This is a genomic window from Paraburkholderia sp. UCT31, assembly GCF_014397655.1.
Classification (GTDB): Bacteria; Pseudomonadota; Gammaproteobacteria; order Burkholderiales; family Burkholderiaceae; genus Paraburkholderia; species Paraburkholderia tuberum.
On sequence record NZ_VZQP01000041.1, the window covers coordinates 17,001 to 35,685 of the forward strand.

Below are 18,685 nucleotides of genomic sequence, written 5' to 3' on the forward strand. Positions count from 1 at the left end.
CAAATCGTGGCGCCCAGTGAAAGCCGAATCAGGAACGCATCACCGTGGCACCGACAGACACAGTCTCCACGGGCGCAAGCGAGCCGTTCGACTTGTCGAGACTGAAAACCGAGATATCCCGGCTATCTGCATTCGATACATATGCATACGTCGCGGCCTGTGACACGCAGGAGAGGGAAGCACCGGCAATCAGAATTGCGGTGGCGCCCAGCACGCCTTTAACGTTCATGTTCATACTCCAGTTAGAAATGCCTTAGATTGTCTGAATCGACCAGCGCTTTGCGTCGGTCAATCGGAGCCTCTATTGCGCGGCGAGGCGGAATGCCGAGACTGCATTCGTCATTGACTGCGCCTGCTGTTCGAGCGCACTCGCGGCAGCGGCTTCTTCGACGAGTGCCGCATTCTGTTGAGTCACCTGGTCCATCTGCGTAACCGCCTGGCCGACCTGTTCGATGCCCGTGCTCTGCTCGATCGTTGCCGCCTTGATTTCATTCATGATGGTGGCCACGCCGCGCACGGCGCTAACAATCTCCTTCATCGACTGACCCGCCTGCGCGACCAGGCTATTGCCGTTAGCCACGTCCTCGACCGAGGCGCCGATCAAGGTCTTGATCTCTCGGGCGGCGTCCGCGCTGCGCAGAGCCAGACTGCGAACTTCGCTTGCGACCACGGCGAAGCCGCGTCCCTGCTCACCGGCCCGTGCCGATTCGACCGCCGCATTCAGCGCAAGGATATTGGTCTGAAATGCGATGCTGTCGATCATCCCAGTGATCTCGGCGATCCTCCGCGAACTCTGGCTGATTGAATTCATGGTCTGGATGGCGCGCTCGACCACTTCGCCGCCCTGCTCGGCGACATCGGCTGCGCTCGAAGCCTGTGCACTTGCCTGCTGCGCGTTATCCGCGTTCTGTTTGACGGTGGACGTCAACTGCTCCATGCTGGCCGCGGTTTCTTCCAGTGCCGCTGATTGCTGCTCTGTGCGGCTCGACAGATCCACATTGCCCGCGGCAATCTCGCGCGCGCCGCCGTAAATGGCCTCGCAACTGTTGCGCACGTTCGCCACTGTCTGAGCCAAACCACGCTGCATCCGCTACATCGCCGCGAATAGCTGACCGATCTCGTTGCCGCTCGCCTCGGGGATGCGCGCTGTCAGATCATTCGCCGCGATTCGATCGAGCAGATTGGCGGCGTCGTTCAGCGGAGTCGTCACGATGCGCCGCAGCGCGAAATGCGCAGCGACGATCAGGACCAGCGCCGCGCTCACTCCGAAAATGACCAGGCTGACGACCCACGTATATTCGCGATCGACCTGCGCGATGGCATCGTTCGACAACGTGTTAGCCATGCTCTGGAATTTCTCGACATTCACCGAATACGCCACACCGGTTGACGTAATGTCGTGATCGTTGATAGCGGCGTAGGCGTTCGTATCGCCGGCACGCAGAGCATCGGAGGCTTTCTTCAGAATCGCGGCGAGGTTGACTGACGATTCGATCAACTGCTGCTTCAACTCGTCGTCCTGGCCACGAAAAGCGGCGGCGCTTCGAAACGACTCGGTTTCCGCAGCCGCCCGGTTCATCGTCGTTTCGGCGCTCTTCAATGCCGAGTCTCGCGTCGTCTCGTCGTTGCGCTCCTTTAGGGCTGAGTAGGCTCGTGTCAACGCGGCTCGAGTGCGTGTGGAGTCCTTGTATGCGTCGTTGACGAGAATTTCCTGCGTCGCAATCTGATGGATGCGGTTGAGACTGGCATTCGCGCGGCTGAGCGTGGCGACACCGATCACGCCGCCCAGCAAAATCATCGCCGCAAAGATCAGGAAGACAGTCAGGAGACTATTTCGAACCGATACGTTTCTCATGCCGCTTTTCAACCCGGTGTTGTACGATGACCTGTTTATCGGCAGGTTCCGCGATCTCTTCAGAAAATGGGCATGCAGATAGGCTTTATGCCGGGACATCAGACTTCTGGTGGGGCGCTTCAAGGGTCTTCGTTGCCCCCGTGCGGCGCTTTGACCAGCGGACCGATGACAGTGCGACCCTCCGCGTGACACCTTGAAACCCGCTCGCCCGGGTATTGGGAGGATTGACAGGCTCAGACATGGGAAAACTTCTTCAGATACCGTCTTCGGCTAACGTATGCAGTTCGTGGGAAACTGCAATGGCGATAGTCAGATACTCGTTCTCTCGTACCTGCGCAATTGCTACGCCTGATTCGCCTCGCCAAATCGACGCGAAGGGTTGTGCCCTGCCAATACAGGTAGCTTGTAAGCCGAGATGCGCCGTATCCCTTCGCCACTCGGCCCGCTTTTCAGTCCACCATTTAGCGCCTATCGAATCAGGATTTCATAGCCGACATGCGAAACGCGCCATACATCAAAAGCCGATTGCTGATCGTCGCGGCGTTCGCATTGCCAGCGTTCGTGTTCACCAGCGGCTGTAAGTCCACGGTGACGCCGCCCTTGACAGCGCCGGGGAAGATCGCCGCTGACGACGCTGCGCTCGCCGCCCGGGTGAAGCAGGCGCTCGTCGCGAACCCGGAACTGAGACCCTTGCCGATGAGCGTCGCGACGTATCGAGGCGTCGTGCAGTTGTCAGGATACGTGGATTCGGAGGCACAGATTCAGAAAGCGCTTGCCGTGACGCGCGGCGTGCCGGGGGTGCAATCCGTGAGCAACGATCTGCACCTCAGGCCGCAATGACGCGCGTTTGCCGAAAAACAGATGAACCAGGCGCGGACGACCTGGACGAACATCGACAGATCGTTCGGATCGAGCGCGATATTTATCCAGGGCCGAGCAAAGGGGCGATTGGCATGAACCGCAATTAGACGGCCATGCCAGTGCCAGACAGGTGCCGTTTCCTGTAACGCGGGTCCAATTCGGCCCCGCTAAGTTACCAGAAAATTTGGCCAGGAAAGCACAGCGGAAAGTGACGCTTTGCTGCCCGACGTACCCCGCCCGATACGGTGGCTATTGCTGGACCAGATCGTACGCCGCAAGCGCCGCAATCTGCGTCACGCCACCGTCCACGGGTAAGCACGTGCCAGTAATGAATCGCGATTCGTCGCTGGCGAGAAACAGCGCGGCGGCCGCGACGTCCCATGCATCTCCCTCCAAAGGGAGGGGCGCGATCTTGCGGCGCCGTTCGCGAGCCTTATCGTCAAGCATGCTTTCCACCATTGGCGTAAAAATATGCCCCGGAGCAATCGCGTTGGCACGAACCTGATCGCGGCCGTACATCACCGCGAGTTCACGCGTAAAGCCGACCATTCCCGCCTTTGACGAGCCATACGCGGCCGACCCGTGGCTGCGGATGCCTGCGACCGAACCGATGTTGACGATGGCCCCGCCCCCGCGTGCCACGATATTCGGCACCGCACTTCGGCTCATCAAGAACGCACTTTTCAGATTGACGTCGATCACACGGTCCCAGGACGCTTCGTCGACGTCCTGCAATCTCCCCGGTGCGCCTGAGATACCGACGTTGTTGATGAGAATGTCCAGACCTCCATACCGCTGAACGGTCTCTTCCACAATGCGCGCACAGACAGCGCCGTCCGTGACATCGCCGGTCGATACGAACGCTCGGCCGCCCGCTTCCGTGATCAGCGCGAGCGTTTCCGCCGCCCGCTCGTACTGCTGATCGACGAGACAGACGGACGCGCCCTCCGCCGCAAAAAGACAGGCAATGGCCTTGCCCGTGCCAAATCCCTGACCGAGCGATCCTGCGCCGGTCACGATCGCGATCTTGCCGCTTAAACGTTGATGAAAGATTTTCGGAACAGGCATGCTGTAATCGGTTGATGAAAGTCGACTGTCATCTTGAACGTTCGAGCGAGCACCGGCACGTTCACGTTCAAGCCATAACTCGCCAGGAGGCTGCCGATGGTCGAGCTTAGTCTCGCGAAGCCAATAATGCAACATACGGTTGCATTATTGGCCTGGATCATGTCGATTCGCGCACCGTGCCGTGATCCAACAATGCCGCGCCAAAGCGTGCCGCATACGCGGTGTTCACTGCTTCGGTCTGGAAGCGGGTTTCGTTAATCGCAAAGATGAAGTATCCATACGCGAGATCGCGTCGATAGTCGTTCCACGCTTCGTCGAAATCAGGCGCCTCGACCCCGCTAATCGCCAGTTGCGAAAGATAGTGTTCGAGCAGCGACCGCTCCCATGAGCGACGGTCCTCGATATCGAGTGCGCACCCTATGTGATAGGCAACCTCGAGGCTCCAAGGCGCCCGACTGACCTGGGCATCGAAAAAACCTGGCGTCCCGTCAGCTTCGACGTACAGATTTCCCAGATGCGTATCGCCGTGAATAAGGCATACCGGTTTGCTCTTATGTTCGCGCGCAATGCGCGCGAGAGATGCCATCATCCAGTCCCTATCGTGCAGATACCGGCTTACTGCCGCTCCTCTCGGCAGCGAGATGTAGTGGGCCCAGACGTCCGGTTCGAGGTATCGGTTCTGGTATTCCAGCGACCAGTCCGAAAAGCGCTCTCCCACCCATTCGAGCCGACCGCCCTTGTCGAACTCCCGGCTATTCCATGTTTGCGCGTGATAGCGCGCCATCGCACTCAACCGTAGGGCGACTTGTTCGTAGCCCTGCGATTGCTGGGCACGGCAAAACTGAACGTTACGCTCGCTCAGGTCTTCCATCACTACGACCGATTGCCAGGCGTCAGGATCCGTGCCTGCAAAGAAGCATCTAGGCGCGTTCATATTGATGAACGGTAGAACGTCGCGATAAAAACGCATTTCATTGCGATACATGTCTCTCATCGAAGGACTGTGATCCTCGAAACCGCCCTTGACGATCATGCGCGCCGGCAGCGCCATTGCCTGTCCCGCGTCGTTGTACTCGAGTGCGACGCGTACCTTGGTCGACGTACCCGGCAATACCTCCACGTGCCTGCACGAAGTTACTTCGGCGCCGGGAAAGCGGAACGCGATCGCGGAGGTTAGCCACTTTGCGGTCACTTCCTCAACAGCGACAGGCAACGCCATGTCACTTACCACACCAGATTCCGACAAGGTTCCTCCCGAAGATTGCAAACAAAAAGACGCGTGCGCATCGTCGCGCATACCTGCTCCCCGTCGCAACATGGGGAAAACCACACCCCGCCTATCGTTGCATATTTTGAATGCCGTGCATATAGTTGCTTGCAAATGCAGCTACTTTTTTGGCAGGAAATCGATGAATCTATCCGACTCCGTCACGCTCGAGCGAGAACCGGCTGGCGCCGAACTCGCACAGAGACTTGCGCCAGAGGAATACCGTACTGAAGATAGTGTCGCGTTCAAGATGAACCTGGTTCATCTTCTGCTTGGCGCGGAAATCGACGGAAAGCTCGCTGCGAGCGAGCTTTCAGCAATACAGTGGGGAATCCTGAAAGCACTGTCCGACGGACGTGCTCGCACACCTACTGCCTTGTGCCGGGTGCTGCTCGCTGACAGCAGCATCATGACCCGCAAGCTCGATTCGCTTGAAAAAAGAGGCTTGATTGAACGAATTCGCAGCACTTCCGACCGACGCTGTGTCGAGCTCACACTGACTGCAAACGGCCGCCAGTTGTTGCGCGGAACCCTGCCGCACATCGTCGATGCAAGCAATCGGCAGCTTCGCGGCTTCACGGTCGAAGAAGTCCGAACCGTCAAACATTTACTCGATCGGATGATCGTCAACCTGAGCTGACTAGCGATAGCAAGCTCGGAATGGACCAGCATCTGCGCCGCAAATTAACGCGTATCGATATTTGAAAAGGAGCTTTTATGGAGCACCCCGAAACAACAGAAAGGCAACGCGGGAACCCGGCGCAGGAGCCCAGCCTCGCGCCGCTGCCGGTTCCTCACGTATACCGCGGTCGCACTGTCACCGGAAGCGCCATCAGACACGTGTCGCGTGATCTTGGCCAAGGTTTCTGCACGCCCAGGATCGACCTTGACGACCTCGTGTGGCCGCGAGCTGAGTCAGGCCCCGCCTTCGATTTGCCGATTGCGAAGGTTATCGACTTTCTTGTCGAACTGGGGCCGCGTTTGCATCTGGACGTCAATTTGCTGATGCAGGCCGCGCTCGAGTCAATGATCAAAGTGAGTCCGCTCGGGCGACGGATTCTGGCAAACTGCTATCGCGACATTCCCAACCTTTTCGCACGCGAGGTGATCGAGGACGAGTTGCGCGTAAGTCTTGGCGACGCGCGCCTCGTCGACGGTTGGGTGGCACGCACGCTGCGCGGGCGCCCGAGTCGTCTGCGCGCGTTTGCACCGCGCCTCGTACATGTGCTCGCAGGCAACTCGCCGATGGTGGCAGCCATGACGGTCATGCGCGCGGCGCTGACGAAAGGCGTCCACCTGCTCAAGCTGCCTTCGAACGATCTTTTCACGGCCACTGCAATTCTGCGCACGATGGCCGACATCGACCCGGATCATCCCGTCACCCAGTCGTTTTCGGCTGCGTATTGGCGCGGTGGAGACGAACATGTCGAGTCGATTCTTTATCGTCCGCAGTACTTCGACAAGATTGTCGTATGGGGCGGCGACAGCGCGGTTCGGCACGTGATGCGCTACGCTGGCCCCGGGCTCGAGCTGGTCGCGTTCGATCCGAAGGTATCTATCTCGCTGGTCGGCCGTGAAGCCTTTGCATCCGACGAGGTGCTGCGCGACGTCGCGCGTGCCGGCGCAGCCGATGTGCTGTCGTTCAACCAGGACGCGTGCAATGCGAGCCGGTATCAATTCATCGAAGGCGACGAAGACGACGCCGACCGCTATGCGGAGCAACTGGCGCTGGCACTCGGCCAGGACTTTCGCTATGGCGACGGCCAGGGCCCGCTGGTGCCCAGCGACATTCGCGAAGCGGTTGATGTGCTGCGTGAGATGGAGCCGCTCTACCGGGTGTTCGGCGGATACGACGGCAAGGGGCTCGTCATTCGCTCGGAAGAAATGGTCGATTTTCATCCCATTTGCAAGACCGTCAACGTCGTTCCCGTGGCAAGCCTGCGCGACGGCGCGCGCTATGCGACCGTCGCCACGCAAACGGTCGGCATCTATCCGCCGCACCGGGTCACAGAGGTGCGCGACGCGCTCGCGTGCGCTGGCGTGCAACGCATCGTGGCGCTGGGCGAGTCTATTTCAGATGGGGTTGGCGGCTATCCGCATGACGGCATGTTCCCGATCCATCGATTCATGAAATGGATCTCGGAGGAATCGGGCCCGAATCCGGAGGAGACCCAATAATGCAAGCCCTTTCCACGCTGCTTCAACTCACGGATCTTCAAGACCCCTTCCGCAACGCGCCGGAAAGCCTCCATGCCGCGCAACTGCAAGCCGTGCGCGAGCGCTTCGCGCAGCGCCGGCAGCAGATTCGCATTCTCGACAAGCGAGCCAGCGAAGCCGGAGTGACGGAAGTGAAGAGCATGAGCGACGCCGTGCCATTGCTTTTTGCCGACTCCGTCTACAAGAGCTATCCCGATTCGTTCATCGAGCAGGGAAAATGGCGCCACCTCACAGCGTGGCTTCAAACGCTCACAACCCGCAAGATCGACGGATTCGACTACGGCACGATCGCCGATCTCGACGACTGGATCCATGCGCTGCGTCGAAACGGCCATTATGTGATGAGCTCGAGCGGGACCTCGGGCAAGCAGTCCTTCATTTACCAGAGCGAAGCCGACCGCGAACTCGGCTGGCGCCTCCTCTCCCAAGGCATTCGCTGGGCGGCGAGGGGCATGCGCGATCCGTCGCGTCGCTATCCCGTGTTCCTTCTGACGCCCTCCTCCGGCTCTTACACCGGAACGGAGCGCATGGCGAAATTCGCCGAATCGATTGCGATGCCGGGCGACCTTCATTACATGTCGGATGTGCCGCAAAGCGCCGCGCACACCACGCGCATGGCGCGCATGCGGCGGGCTATCGCGGACGGCACCGCGCTCCCGAGTGAAATCGAAGCCTTCCAGAACGAAAGCCGAGAACGCGGCGAACGCGTACAAGCCGATTTCCGGCAGTTCATCGACCAACTGCTCGAACGGCGTCGCGAGCCCATGTTCATCATGGGCATGATGGGGATGCTTTATCAGATCGTCGCCACGGCGCGCCAGCGTGGCATTCCCGACGCCGACTTTCACCCCGACACGATCATTAGTATCGGCGGCGGCAAGAAAGGTGCGAACCTGCCAGAAGATTTCCAGCAACAGTGCGAGCGCTTCTTCAACTTCAACGCGACCAACTTCAACGACGGCTACGGCATGGGTGAAGTATCGGGCTTTTGCCCGTGGTTTCACGAAGCGAAGGCGTGGACGGTCCCGCCCTGGCTCGTCCCGCTGGTGCTCGACTCGACCGGCGAACAACTGCTTAATCCTGCGGACGGGAAAGGCATCGTCGAGGGACGGCTCGCCATCATCGACCTGCTCGCGGATGGGCGCTGGGGCGGTGTGATCAGCGGCGACAAGGTCATCGTGGAGTTCGGTCACGGCATCGACGGCGTGCGCACGCCCATCATTCGCGACGTGGTGCGCTACAAGGATTTGCCCGGCGGCGACGACAAGCTGTCATGCGCGGGAACGATCGACGCCTACGTCCGCGGAGAGATCGCCGACATGACCGAGGCCCGGACCGCCAACTAAATCGATGTTTCCTACTCATTTGAAGGCCAATCGACAATGACTGAAACACAGACAAGCCCAGCCGTGTGGTTCATTACCGGCGTTTCGTCCGGCTTCGGCCGTTCGCTTGCGCAGGCGGTCCTCGCCCGTGGCGACAAAGTGGTCGGGACCGTTCGGAATGACGCACAGATCACGCCGTTCGAAAATCTCGCATCCGGACGCGCGCACGGTGTGCTGCTTGACGTGACCGACGCGGCAGCGGTGCGTCGCGGCGTCGAGCAGGCCATCGAGCGCGCGGGACCGATCGACGTACTCGTCAACAATGCGGGCTACGGTCTCTTCGGCGCATTTGAAGAGGTCTCCGACGCGGAAGCACGTCAGCTGTTCGATACCAACGTGTTTGGAACGGTCAACGTGATACGCGCCGTACTGCCTCATTTTCGCGAGCGCAATTGCGGTCATATCGTGAACTTCTCGTCGGTCGCCGGCGTGATCGGCATCGCGGGCTGCAGTTTCTATTGCGCTTCGAAGCATGCGATCGAAGGGCTTTCGGAATCGCTCGCTCGTGAACTGAGCCCGTTCGGGATTCGAGTGACCGTGGTCGAGCCGGGTGGCTTCCGCACCAATTTCGCAGGCGGATCGCTGAAGTGGAGCGAGGTCGAATCACCCGTCTATACGGAGACCGTGGGCAAGATGCGTCGTTACATGAGCAGCTACCACGGCACGCAAACGGGCGATCCGGCAAAGGCTGCCGACGCCATCGTGCGCGCGGTTTCCGCAGACAGCCCGCCGCTGCGGCTACCACTAGGTCCGGACGCCGTCGACGTCGTTCGGAAGAAACTTTCGTCCGTGCAACACAACCTCGAAGCCTGGCTCGACGTGTCGAGTTCCACCAACTTCGACCACTGACGCCTGGCAACTCATAGCCCTGGAGACGACATGTCCGCTTTGGACCCGTTCTATGCAATGCTGCGCGATGAAAGCGACCCGTTTCGCAAGCACCCCGAGAACCTTCGCGAGCTTCAGCTCGCTGCCATGAAAGAGCGCTTCGCCGAGCGCCGCGAACAGATCAGGCTACTGCGTCGCAGAGCGGAAGATGTCGGCGTCAACGAGGTGACCCGCCATGAAGATATGGTGCCGCTGCTGTTCGCGCATCAGATCTACAAGAGCTACCCCGAGTCATTCATCGACAACGGCCGCTGGAAGCATCTTTCGGCATGGCTGCAAACGCTATCGAGCAAACGGGTAGCCGAAGTCGATCTGGACGGCGCGGACAACGTCGACGCATGGATGGACCGTCTGCGCACAGCGGGACACCATGTTTTCAGCTCGAGCGGCACATCCGGCAAGTGCAGCTTCATCAGTCAGACGCAAGCCGATCTCGACAATGTCACCGAGTCGTGCGTGAAGCTGGGCGTCTACGGCAACGCAATGATCCAAAGAGATTTCGGCAAGCGCCCGGCTTTCCTCATGATGCCGCCTGCCGGCGCGCATCGGCATATCGAACCGGTACTGAACGCAGCGCAACGGCTCGGCGCGGAAACCACGCTGATGTTCGACGAACCGGTGCTCGCATCCGCAACGATTTCGATGGGCCGCATGCGCCGCGCAATCGCCGACGGCTCCGCGAAACCGAGCGAGGTCGCGGCGTTTCAGGAGCAGGCGGTGGCGCGCCAACGTCATACCGGCAAGATGATCGACCGGTTTCTCGACAAGCTCACCGCGCAGCGCGAAGTTCCGGTGCTCGTCCAGGGCAACTGGTCGTTGCACTGGACGCTCGCCGAGCGCGCCCGTCAGCGCGGCATCGCCGATGGCATCTGCCATCCGGACACGGTAATCACCACCGGTGGCGGCTTGAAGGGCACCTCGGCCCCCGCCGACTATCGGGAGCAAATCATCCGCTTCTACGGTATTCGTGCCGAGAACGTCCAGAACAGTTATGGCATGTCCGAGATGATCGGAACCGGCCCCTGGTCGGAAGTTGCGCAGGGCTATGCAATCTGCCCGTGGATCGTCCCGTTCGTCCTCGACAAGGCGGGAGAGCAACTGCTGAATCCTGCGGATGGACTGGGCGTCGTTGAGGGGCGCTTCGCGTTTTTCGATCTGCTGGCCGAAGGATACTGGGGTGGTTTCATCACCGGCGACAAGGTCGTGGTCGACTTTTCACCGGCGGGAAACACCGACGGCCTGCAAGGGCCGCTGGTCCGTCAAGTCGGCCGCTACGCCGATCTCGAAGAAGGCGAAGACAAGCTCTCGTGCGCCGGCACGATGGAGTCGTATGTACGTGGCATGATCAACGTTTGAGCCCTGCTGCGCGCGGTCCGAGCCCCAGGGGCGCCATGACTGGCGCCCCCTTGGGCTCATGAGTATACTGATGTCCTGATTCCGACATCAAACACTCCCCGATGTACAAACCTATGTCAGTTCAGGCTCCCAACGGAGCCTCGCGGCTCGCTGCGGCGGACAAACCTCGAACGGCTGGCCGGCCCACCCACGACGATGCAGTTCAGTTGCGCGAGCGGCTGCTCGAAGCCGCCAAATCCGTGTTCATCAGAGAAGGTTTCGGCGCCGCCAGGGTCGAGGAAATCGCATCGCTGGCTGGCGTCAGCAAAACGACCGTGTATCGCCAGTTCGGCACGAAAGAAGAGCTGTTTCGCTCCATCGTCTGGCGCGGGATGGCCGATCTGCGGGGCAAGATCTCGGAACATCTGGAACCGGGCCGCGATTTTTCGACGAACCTGGCATCCCTTATCGATGCGCTCGTCGAACACATGGCAATACCGGACAGCATGCACACTTCACGCATGGTCATTGGCGAGGCGATTCGCTTTCCCGATGTCGCAAAGCAGTTTCTGCAGTTCGTGGTGACGATGCTGGAGCCGCTAACCGGCGTTCTGGAAGCCGCCGCGCTCAGCGGCGTGATCGCCATCGACGATCCCTCGAACGCGGCGCGCGATCTTCTCACACTGGTCACAGGCGCGCCCGAAGTGCACCTCGCGGTTCAGACCACCCGTTCCGAACGGAAACGCCGGGCTGAGCGGATTCATCGGCTTCTGTTGACCGCGTGGAGGTACCGTGCGGCACTAGATAAGGTTCGAGCCCGGTCAATGCCGTAACGTTCGCGCGGCCATCCAGGTCTCGCCGACGCACTAGCTGTCAATTTCTCCCATCACCTGGAATTGCCCCGACGCCTGGGCGATGCATTTCGCATTCGCCCAGATCCGGCAGTCGGAGAAAGTCCGCATTCGCTCTTGCGAAAGTAGGTAGGTCCGAACATCCGATGGAAGGGACCGAACTCCGGCATCAATGCAAAGCCCTCCGGGATGAGCTTTGCGCCGCTCTCTTCGAGCGCGTCTACCGCCAATGAGTCTGCTTGCTCCAATGCAATCCTCCTGTTCAACGCCGCCTGCGAGACGGTGCCAATATTGCTTTTTCATCGAAAGAACATAGCGTATCATTATCCGCACACAAGTCAGATATGTGAATGACCAATGGATACCACGTCGCTCTTTTCACCCCTCACCGTGCGCGGGGTCACGCTTGCCAACCGTATCGTCATGTCACCCATGACTCGCGGCTTTTCGCCGAACGGATTGCCCGGTAGTGACGTCGCCGCCTACTACAAGCGGCGTGCGCAGGGCGAGACAGGCCTGATCATCACGGAAGGCGTCGGCGTCGATCACCCCGCGGCGCTCGGCGAAGCCGGACTCGGAGAAAATTCGATTCCAGAGCTCGCCGGAGAGGAATCAGTTGCCGCGTGGCGACGCGTGACGGACGAAGTTCACGCTAGCGGCGGAATCATCTTTCCTCAGTTGTGGCATATGGGACCCATGAAAGAGGCGAATACGGGCCCCTTCCCGGCCGCCTCGCCACTGCGCCCATCGGGACTGTGGGGACCGGCAGGACGAACGACATCGCTCAACGCAGGTTACATGGAGCGCGTCATGCCGCCAACGCGCCCGATGACCGATGCCGAGATCGCGGACGTCATTGCAGCCTATGGTCGAAGCGCGCGCTATGCGACGGCCGCCGGCTTCGATGGCATCGCGATTCACGGAGCTCACGGCTATCTGATCGACGCTTTTTTGTGGGCAGAAACCAATCAACGCACGGATCGATGGGGCAAGGATCTCACGGCGCGCAGCCGCTTTGCCGCCGAGGTTGTCCGTGCCATCCGCGAAGCGATCGGTGCGACGATGCCGATCACGTTCCGCTTCTCCCAGTGGAAGCAGCAGGATTTCCGCGCGCGTCTCGCCAACGACCCGCACGAACTCGAGCACATTCTCGCGCCGCTCGCGGATGCTGGCGTCGACATCTTCGAGGCGAGCACCCGCTATTTCAACCGGGCGGAATTCGCGGGCTCAGAGATGAATCTCGCCGGTTGGGTGAAGAAGGTAACCGGCAAGCTTTCGATGACTGTTGGTGGGATCGGCATTAACAAGGGCTACTACGATTCAATGGCCGGGGCCGCGACAGCGGCGCAGCCCGACCTCACTGCCCTGCTCGATCGTTTCTCACGCAGCGAGTTCGATCTTGTTGGCGTGGGACGCTCGCTTCTACATGATCCGAACTGGGCGCGGCGCGTACGGCTTGGCGAGCCGTTCCTCGGGTTCAGCAACGACTCGCTCGCACACCTCACCTGAAACGCGATTTGCAGTTGGCACCTTGACTCGGGCATCAACTGCTATTTCCGGTTCGGGATCTTTACGTACGCCCGGTGACAGGAATCAACGCACCGGTCACCCCCGACGCGGCGCCAGACGCGAGAAAGAGAATCACCTCGGCAATTTCTTCAGGCCGCACCCAGCGGGAAAAGTCAGCGTCGGGCATATCCTTGCGGTTCTGTGGCGTATCGATGATGCCTGGCAAGATAGCGTTGACGGTAATGGAACGGCCTTTGAGTTCTTCGGCCAGCGCCTCAGTCAAACGCATCACCCCCGACTTCGAGGCCGCATACGCTCCCATGCCCGCGCCCGCCTTCAGCGCAGCGCCGGCTCCAATATTGATGATGCGTCCGCCCTCCGCGCTGTCGGCAATATGGTCGAGTGCCGCTTTCGACGCAGTCGCCGCCGTGCGCACGTTCGTCCGGTACATCAGATCCCAGGTGTCGAGACTGCCGTCCGCCAGCGTTTCCCAGCGAAAGCCTCCCGCTACATTGACGATCGCATCGAGCTTGCCAAGCTGCTCGACGACCGCGGAAAGCGCCGAGCGCGCCGCATCGAGATCAGTCAGCTCGACGCCTCCTCGCCACCAGGAAGCGTGCAGTTGCTCCGCGCTCGCCTTCTCCGGCTCGAGCGCCTTGTCGATCAGCGCGACCTTCCAGCCGTTCTCGGCAAACACGCGACCAACCGTGCGCCCAAGCGTGCCGAATCCACCCGTTATCGCCACTACCCGTTGCATGAGCATCCCTCCCTCGCCGCGCCCGGCGCCGCGGGTACCGCTGGCGCCGGACACTGTAAAAGCTCAACGTCCCTTGAACACCGGCTCGCGTTTCTCGCGAAACGCGTTGACCGCCTCTTGATGGTCTTCCGTCAGGTTCGACAGCGCCTCGTATGCAATCGACGCGTCGAGAATGGCATGCGCAAGTTGCTTCAGGCCGATGTTGATCGACGCCTTGGTCCACTGGATGGCGCGCGAAGCGCCGTTTGCGAGACGCTTCGCCATCGCGTCGACCACGGCATCCAGCTGGTCGGCCGGTACGGCATGATTGATGAGCCCCAGTCGTGCCGCCTCTTCCGCGGTGACGAGATCCCCCGTCAACAGGTATTCCTTGGCCTTCGCATAGCCCACGAGCTGCGGCCAGATCACCGCGCCGCCATCGCCCGCCACGAAGCCGACTTTCACGTGCGGATCGCCGATCTTTGCGTGATTGGCCGCGTAGCTCAGATCCGAGAACAGCGCGATCGTCGCGCCGAGACCGATTGCATGACCGTTGATCTTGGCGATGACCGGCTTCGGACAATCGAGCATCGAGAAGACAATTTTCTTTGCACGCTGCATGCCTTCGAGGAACAGCGTGGGGTTGTCGATGACCTGCTGCATATGCTCGATATCGCCGCCCGCGCTAAAAGCCCGCCCTGCGCCCGTCAACACCACGACACGGGTCTCAACGTCCTCGGCGACATCGAGAAAGAGCCGCGACATCTCAATGTCCATTTGCTCATCGAACGCGTTCAACGTTTCCGGGCGGTTGAGCGTAACGGTCAAGACGCCGCCTTCGCGTTCGAGCAATAGCGCCTGATAGTCCGAAATATCCATGGCTAACCTGTTCATAATGAAGAAATCGCGCGGGACGGAAAGACCGTCTGCCGCCGCCGACCGGTACAAGACCGATTACACCTGCAGCGGAATGAACCGGCGGCCGTTGTCGTACATGATCTTGCGCGTGTCTTCTTCCGAGAGACCATTGCATGCTTCCGACGCGAAGTCCTTCGGTTCGGGCACGCCTTCCGCGTGCGGATAGTCGGAGCCCATCAACAGGAAGTCCGACGATCCCGTTTGAGCGATGATCTGGGCGATGTCGTCCTCCGGATACGCGACCACGAAGACATTTTCCTTGAAGATCTGGCTCGGGCGTTTCTTCAGTTGACCGCACGGCCAGTAGCCATTCTTCGCCATCCCCCGGCACTTGTCCATTTTGACGAGCAGCGAAGGCACCCACTCGGCACCGTTTTCGGCGCTGCACAGCTTGACCCGCGGGAAACGCTCGAAGAAGTTGTAGAAGATGAACGACGACAGCGTTTCCATGACCGGCCGCTCGCCGTAACCGTGCATCCAGACAAAGGCGGTCTGACGCTGGCGCGACTGCTGCACGGGCTCGCCCCACACCGCCATATGATCCTTCATGTAGATCGCTTCCGACACATGGAAGGTGACGCGCACGCCCGCTTCGTTGAGGATCGACCAGAACGGATCGAAGTACGGATCCGCAGGTGCACGGCCATTGAACGGCCCCATCGGCATCAGGATCACCCGCACACCGTTCGCAACCAGCCACCCGGCCTCGGCGACAGCCGCATCGAGATCGTCGAGCGTGACGACCGGCGTCGTGTAGATGCGGTCTTTGTAGTTGAAGCCCCAGTCGTCGAGCATCCACTGGTTATACGCATGCAACACCGCATTTGCCGCAACGGGCTCGTTGAGGTAGGAAATACACGCGACCATTTCGCCGATGTACATCGTGCAGGCTTCAACACCGAAATCGTCCATCTTCTTCAGGCGCGCGTCGCGATTGAACATGTCCGGCGTCGGCGAAACCCGCATATCGACGTTATCCTTGCCATCCTTCATCGCGCGCAGCCATTCGTGCAGCTTGCCCGGCGGCGGAACGTGCCCCTCGGCCGATGTGTATCCCTCGCTGATTTCCACCTTCCGGTCGCCCACATACATGCAGCGGTTGCCGTCTGCCGTGACACGGCTGGTAAAAGACCAGTCCTTCCTGAACTTCTCGGGCAAATGACGGTTGAATGCGTCCTCGACTTCGTAGAAGTGCGTGTCGGCGTCGTAGATCTTCCCTTGATATGTTTGCATGAGCTCTCTCCTGATTGTGCGGAGCGCTGCTGAACGTGCGCCCTTGAGAGAAGTATCGGGTCAAGCCATCGACCAAAAAACTCTCATATCGAACTCGAAAACGTCGATATCGATTTGATATCGGGCGGTGGCCTCGCGACCCTTGCGGTCGGTATCGAACCCTCCAAAAAACATCAATACGAACGACGTTCGCATATAAGTATAATCGAAGCGAAGACACGCAACCGGAGACGTTTATGCAAGCCGAAGTACTCTCCCAGCCGGCACACCGAGCGCAACCGGTAGCGGGTCCACCGCGCGGGTTCACGATGGCGATCCTGCTTGCCGCGGTAGCGGCCTCGTCCGGCATCACCGTCATCTACACCGTGCTGGTCACGCTCTACAAGGCTTTTCCTGCGTCGAACTCCGTGAGCTGGACCGTCACCGCGTACTGGCTCGGCTCGGCCGTCTTTGCCGCCGTGAGCGGGCGACTCGGCGACCTGTTGGGCTACCGCCGCATCCTGCTCGTGGTGATATCGGTCGCTGCGGCGGGCGCAGTCGTGGCCGCATGCGCGACCGATGTCGGCATGCTCGTCGCGGGGTGTGCGATGCAATCGATCGCGGCAGGCATTACGCCACTCTCCATCGGGCTGGTTCGTGAGAATCTGCCACCCGCGAGACTGCCTGCCGCGGTGGGGTTGATCAGCGCGGCGGGCATGGTGTCGGCGGGGCTGATCTACATTTGCGCGGGCGTTGTCGTGGATCACTATTCGTGGCAGGGCGGCTTCTGGTTCAAAGTCGCGCTTTGCGTCGTGGCCGTCGCGGCGGTACGCGCGTGGGCACCGCCGTCGCCACCGAATCCCGGCGTACGGATCGACTACATTCGAGGTCTCGCGTTCGCTCCAGCGCTTTGCGCCATCCTCTTCGCCGTGCAGCAAATCCGCACGTGGGGGCTCGGCGATCCGCGGCTGTGGGGCTTGATCGCTGGCGGGATGATCGTGCTCGGACTCTGGGCACGCCATCAACACGGGGCGCGTCATCCGCTCATCAATGTGCGTCTGCTGAAGACGCGCGAGGTCGTGTTGGCCAATGCATGCATGGCATTCCTCGCGGCAGGCGCCATGCAACTAGGACAGGTCTTCTCGCTGCTCGCCCAGCAACCTGCCGGCACGCACGCCGGATTCGGGTTGAGCGCGACGGCAGCCGGATTACTGATGTTCAGCATCAACATCGTCGCGCTGGTCGCGAGCCCATGGAGCGGCCGGGTTGCGGCCCGCTACAAGGCCCGGCCCGCTGCCTTGATTGGCATGCTCATACTGGCCCTGGGCTGGGCCTCGCTGATCGTGCTTCATCGCAGCCTGCTGCTCTTCGTTCCAGGTGCGGTGCTGTGCTCGTTCGGCCTCGCCTTCGCAAGCACGGCGCTGTACAACCAGATCGTGGAAGCGACGCCTGCACATCAGACAGGCGAGGCGACGGGCATGCTCTACGTTTTCTTCTCGTGTTTCTTCGCGGTAGGTGCCCAGGCGGTATTTGCGCTGCTGCGCAGCGCGACGGCGGGACACGACGGTGCATCGTTTCCGGCCGATAGTGGCTATGTTTCGGTATTCGTCTACATCGCCTGCAGTTCAATCGCCGGACTGCTGGTCGCCTTCATGCTGCCGAAGCGCCGTACACACTGACGGTCGTTGCGACCGATCCGTTGCGCGCGGGTGTAACGCTTCTTCGACCGCACCGCGACCGCGGCGCATTGAAGCACCCGCTTCACTGCGCCGCCGGCCGACTGGCGAGTCACTCCTCTTCTGCCTGACCCAACGCAGACGCCCGCTGGGCGACTCTGATCATGTGCTCTTCGAGCCGGCGACGTTCGCGGTCGAAGCGTTCGAGCGGCGCACCAATTGCCATCGCCGCGATGACATTGCCATTCGGTCCGAAGATCGGCGACGACACGCCGGCCGAATCCGGCAGTAGTTCACCGCGACTCACCGACAGGCCGCTTTCGAGGATGTGGTCGAGTTCGTCACGCAACGCCTTCTTCGTTGCGATCGTTTGCGGGGTGCGGCGCTCGAATTTGACCGTCTTCATGTAGTCGGTAACGAAAGCGTCCGGTGCATGGGCGAGCAGCACGCGGCCCGCAGCCGTGCAATAGAGCGGGCGACGCAAACCGATGTGCATTGAATAGCGCACCGATTGCTCGCTCTCGATCACGTCGACATAGGTGATCTCTTTGTGTTCGACGTCAAGGACACCGACATACACGGTTTCATTGGTGCTCTTCGAGAGATCCACCAGGAACGGGCGCAGTATCTTCGAAAAATTCCACGCGGCCATCACGCCTGCCGACAACCGGAAGATCGACGGTCCCAGGCGATAGCGGCCTATGTCGTGCATCAAGTACCCCTCCGCCACCAGAGGTCTCAGCAGATTGAGCAGGCTGCTCTTCGGTGACTCGAGAGCGACATTCAGTTCTGCTAGCGACATCCCGTCCGGAGACTTCGCCAGCACATCGAAAATTCCGAGGAGTCGGGTCAGCGAGCGCGGCCCGCTGACGTCCCGGTCCGCCGGCGCTGAGGTCTCTTTCAACAT

16 protein-coding genes and 1 pseudogene are annotated in these 18,685 nt (G+C 60.6%); 9 read left to right on the forward strand and 8 right to left on the reverse strand.

The annotated features are described in order from the left end of the window. Positions 1-28 precede the first annotated feature (28 nt). Both F6X40_RS28740 and F6X40_RS28745 read right to left on the reverse strand, forming a co-directional pair. Entirely contained in the window at positions 29-229 is a 201-nt protein-coding gene (locus F6X40_RS28740; RefSeq protein WP_187630144.1) for a hypothetical protein, read from the reverse strand. A 72-nt stretch (positions 230-301) separates the two neighbouring features. Beyond that, positions 302-1,855, reverse strand: a pseudogene (locus F6X40_RS28745) (methyl-accepting chemotaxis protein). A 495-nt stretch (positions 1,856-2,350) separates the two neighbouring features. On the opposite strand from F6X40_RS28745, the gene F6X40_RS28750 reads away from it, so the two are divergent. Beyond that, complete coding sequence (locus F6X40_RS28750; protein WP_184032291.1) at positions 2,351-2,695, forward strand: BON domain-containing protein; 345 nt, start codon at positions 2,351-2,353, stop codon at positions 2,693-2,695. A 270-nt stretch (positions 2,696-2,965) separates the two neighbouring features. On the opposite strand, the gene F6X40_RS28755 is transcribed toward F6X40_RS28750, so the two are convergent. Together F6X40_RS28755 and F6X40_RS28760 are read right to left on the reverse strand one after the other, a co-directional pair. Beyond that, on the reverse strand, positions 2,966-3,919 hold the full coding sequence (locus tag F6X40_RS28755) for an SDR family oxidoreductase (RefSeq protein WP_262421574.1): 954 nt from the start codon (positions 3,917-3,919) through the stop codon (positions 2,966-2,968). Between the two features lie 22 nt (positions 3,920-3,941). Next, the gene (locus tag F6X40_RS28760; protein ID WP_262421575.1) at positions 3,942-5,081 is read right to left on the reverse strand and encodes a phosphotransferase; all 1,140 of its coding nucleotides are present in this window, start codon (positions 5,079-5,081) and stop codon (positions 3,942-3,944) included. A 112-nt stretch (positions 5,082-5,193) separates the two neighbouring features. Here F6X40_RS28760 and F6X40_RS28765 point away from each other — a divergent pair, with 112 nt between their 5' ends. From F6X40_RS28765 to F6X40_RS28795, 7 genes are all read left to right on the forward strand, one after another. Continuing rightward, positions 5,194-5,691, forward strand: coding sequence for a MarR family winged helix-turn-helix transcriptional regulator (locus F6X40_RS28765; protein WP_187630145.1), 498 nt, complete (start codon positions 5,194-5,196; stop codon positions 5,689-5,691). A gap of 200 nt (positions 5,692-5,891) precedes the next feature. Then, positions 5,892-7,229, forward strand: coding sequence for an acyl-CoA reductase (locus F6X40_RS28770; RefSeq protein WP_316251858.1), 1,338 nt, complete (start codon positions 5,892-5,894; stop codon positions 7,227-7,229). After that, positions 7,229-8,614 carry a hypothetical protein gene (locus tag F6X40_RS28775; RefSeq protein ID WP_187630146.1) on the forward strand — a complete coding sequence of 462 codons (1,386 nt, stop codon included), beginning with the start codon at positions 7,229-7,231 and terminating at the stop codon, positions 8,612-8,614. The genes F6X40_RS28770 and F6X40_RS28775 overlap by 1 nt, the downstream gene beginning before the upstream one ends. A 36-nt stretch (positions 8,615-8,650) precedes the next feature. Further along, the gene (locus tag F6X40_RS28780; protein WP_187630147.1) at positions 8,651-9,502 is read left to right on the forward strand and encodes an oxidoreductase; all 852 of its coding nucleotides are present in this window, start codon (positions 8,651-8,653) and stop codon (positions 9,500-9,502) included. Between the two features lie 30 nt (positions 9,503-9,532). Then, positions 9,533-10,897, forward strand: a complete 1,365-nt coding sequence (locus tag F6X40_RS28785) for a hypothetical protein (protein ID WP_187630148.1) — start codon at positions 9,533-9,535, stop codon at positions 10,895-10,897. 206 nt (positions 10,898-11,103) lie between these two features. Next, entirely contained in the window at positions 11,104-11,709 is a 606-nt protein-coding gene (locus tag F6X40_RS28790) for a TetR/AcrR family transcriptional regulator (protein WP_262421577.1), read from the forward strand. Between the two features lie 375 nt (positions 11,710-12,084). Further along, entirely contained in the window at positions 12,085-13,236 is a 1,152-nt protein-coding gene (locus F6X40_RS28795; protein ID WP_187630149.1) for an NADH:flavin oxidoreductase, read from the forward strand. Between the two features lie 61 nt (positions 13,237-13,297). On the opposite strand, the gene F6X40_RS28800 is transcribed toward F6X40_RS28795, so the two are convergent. From F6X40_RS28800 to F6X40_RS28810, 3 genes are all read right to left on the reverse strand, one after another. After that, positions 13,298-13,993, reverse strand: coding sequence for an SDR family NAD(P)-dependent oxidoreductase (locus tag F6X40_RS28800; protein ID WP_187630150.1), 696 nt, complete (start codon positions 13,991-13,993; stop codon positions 13,298-13,300). 63 nt (positions 13,994-14,056) lie between these two features. Then, positions 14,057-14,851 carry an enoyl-CoA hydratase/isomerase family protein gene (locus F6X40_RS28805; RefSeq protein WP_187630151.1) on the reverse strand — a complete coding sequence of 265 codons (795 nt, stop codon included), beginning with the start codon at positions 14,849-14,851 and terminating at the stop codon, positions 14,057-14,059. A gap of 75 nt (positions 14,852-14,926) precedes the next feature. Next, positions 14,927-16,123, reverse strand: a complete 1,197-nt coding sequence (locus F6X40_RS28810; protein ID WP_187630152.1) for an amidohydrolase family protein — start codon at positions 16,121-16,123, stop codon at positions 14,927-14,929. Between the two features lie 236 nt (positions 16,124-16,359). On the opposite strand from F6X40_RS28810, the gene F6X40_RS28815 reads away from it, so the two are divergent. After that, entirely contained in the window at positions 16,360-17,781 is a 1,422-nt protein-coding gene (locus F6X40_RS28815) for an MFS transporter (protein ID WP_262421578.1), read from the forward strand. A gap of 109 nt (positions 17,782-17,890) precedes the next feature. Here the strand turns inward: F6X40_RS28815 and F6X40_RS28820 are convergent, their stop codons facing one another. Next, a complete protein-coding gene (locus tag F6X40_RS28820) occupies positions 17,891-18,685 on the reverse strand; it encodes an IclR family transcriptional regulator (RefSeq protein WP_187630153.1) in 795 nt (264 codons plus the stop codon).

Bases quoted from the DNA above. Each gene is read 5' to 3' on its own strand.
- F6X40_RS28765 (WP_187630145.1), top strand. From the start codon at position 5,194: ATGAATCTATCCGACTCCGTCACGCTCGAGCGAGAACCGGCTGGCGCC.
- F6X40_RS28750 (WP_184032291.1), top strand. From the start codon at position 2,351: ATGCGAAACGCGCCATACATCAAAAGCCGATTGCTGATCGTCGCGGCG.
- F6X40_RS28780 (WP_187630147.1), top strand. From the start codon at position 8,651: ATGACTGAAACACAGACAAGCCCAGCCGTGTGGTTCATTACCGGCGTT.
- F6X40_RS28755 (WP_262421574.1), bottom strand. From the start codon at position 3,919: ATGTTGCATTATTGGCTTCGCGAGACTAAGCTCGACCATCGGCAGCCT.
- F6X40_RS28805 (WP_187630151.1), bottom strand. From the start codon at position 14,851: ATGGATATTTCGGACTATCAGGCGCTATTGCTCGAACGCGAAGGCGGC.
- F6X40_RS28820 (WP_187630153.1), bottom strand. From the start codon at position 18,685: ATGTTGAAAGAGACCTCAGCGCCGGCGGACCGGGACGTCAGCGGGCCG.
- F6X40_RS28800 (WP_187630150.1), bottom strand. From the start codon at position 13,993: ATGCAACGGGTAGTGGCGATAACGGGTGGATTCGGCACGCTTGGGCGC.
- F6X40_RS28740 (WP_187630144.1), bottom strand. From the start codon at position 229: ATGAACGTTAAAGGCGTGCTGGGCGCCACCGCAATTCTGATTGCCGGT.
- F6X40_RS28760 (WP_262421575.1), bottom strand. From the start codon at position 5,081: ATGCGCGACGATGCGCACGCGTCTTTTTGTTTGCAATCTTCGGGAGGA.
- F6X40_RS28785 (WP_187630148.1), top strand. From the start codon at position 9,533: ATGTCCGCTTTGGACCCGTTCTATGCAATGCTGCGCGATGAAAGCGAC.
- F6X40_RS28815 (WP_262421578.1), top strand. From the start codon at position 16,360: ATGCAAGCCGAAGTACTCTCCCAGCCGGCACACCGAGCGCAACCGGTA.
- F6X40_RS28795 (WP_187630149.1), top strand. From the start codon at position 12,085: ATGGATACCACGTCGCTCTTTTCACCCCTCACCGTGCGCGGGGTCACG.
- F6X40_RS28810 (WP_187630152.1), bottom strand. From the start codon at position 16,123: ATGCAAACATATCAAGGGAAGATCTACGACGCCGACACGCACTTCTAC.
- F6X40_RS28775 (WP_187630146.1), top strand. From the start codon at position 7,229: ATGCAAGCCCTTTCCACGCTGCTTCAACTCACGGATCTTCAAGACCCC.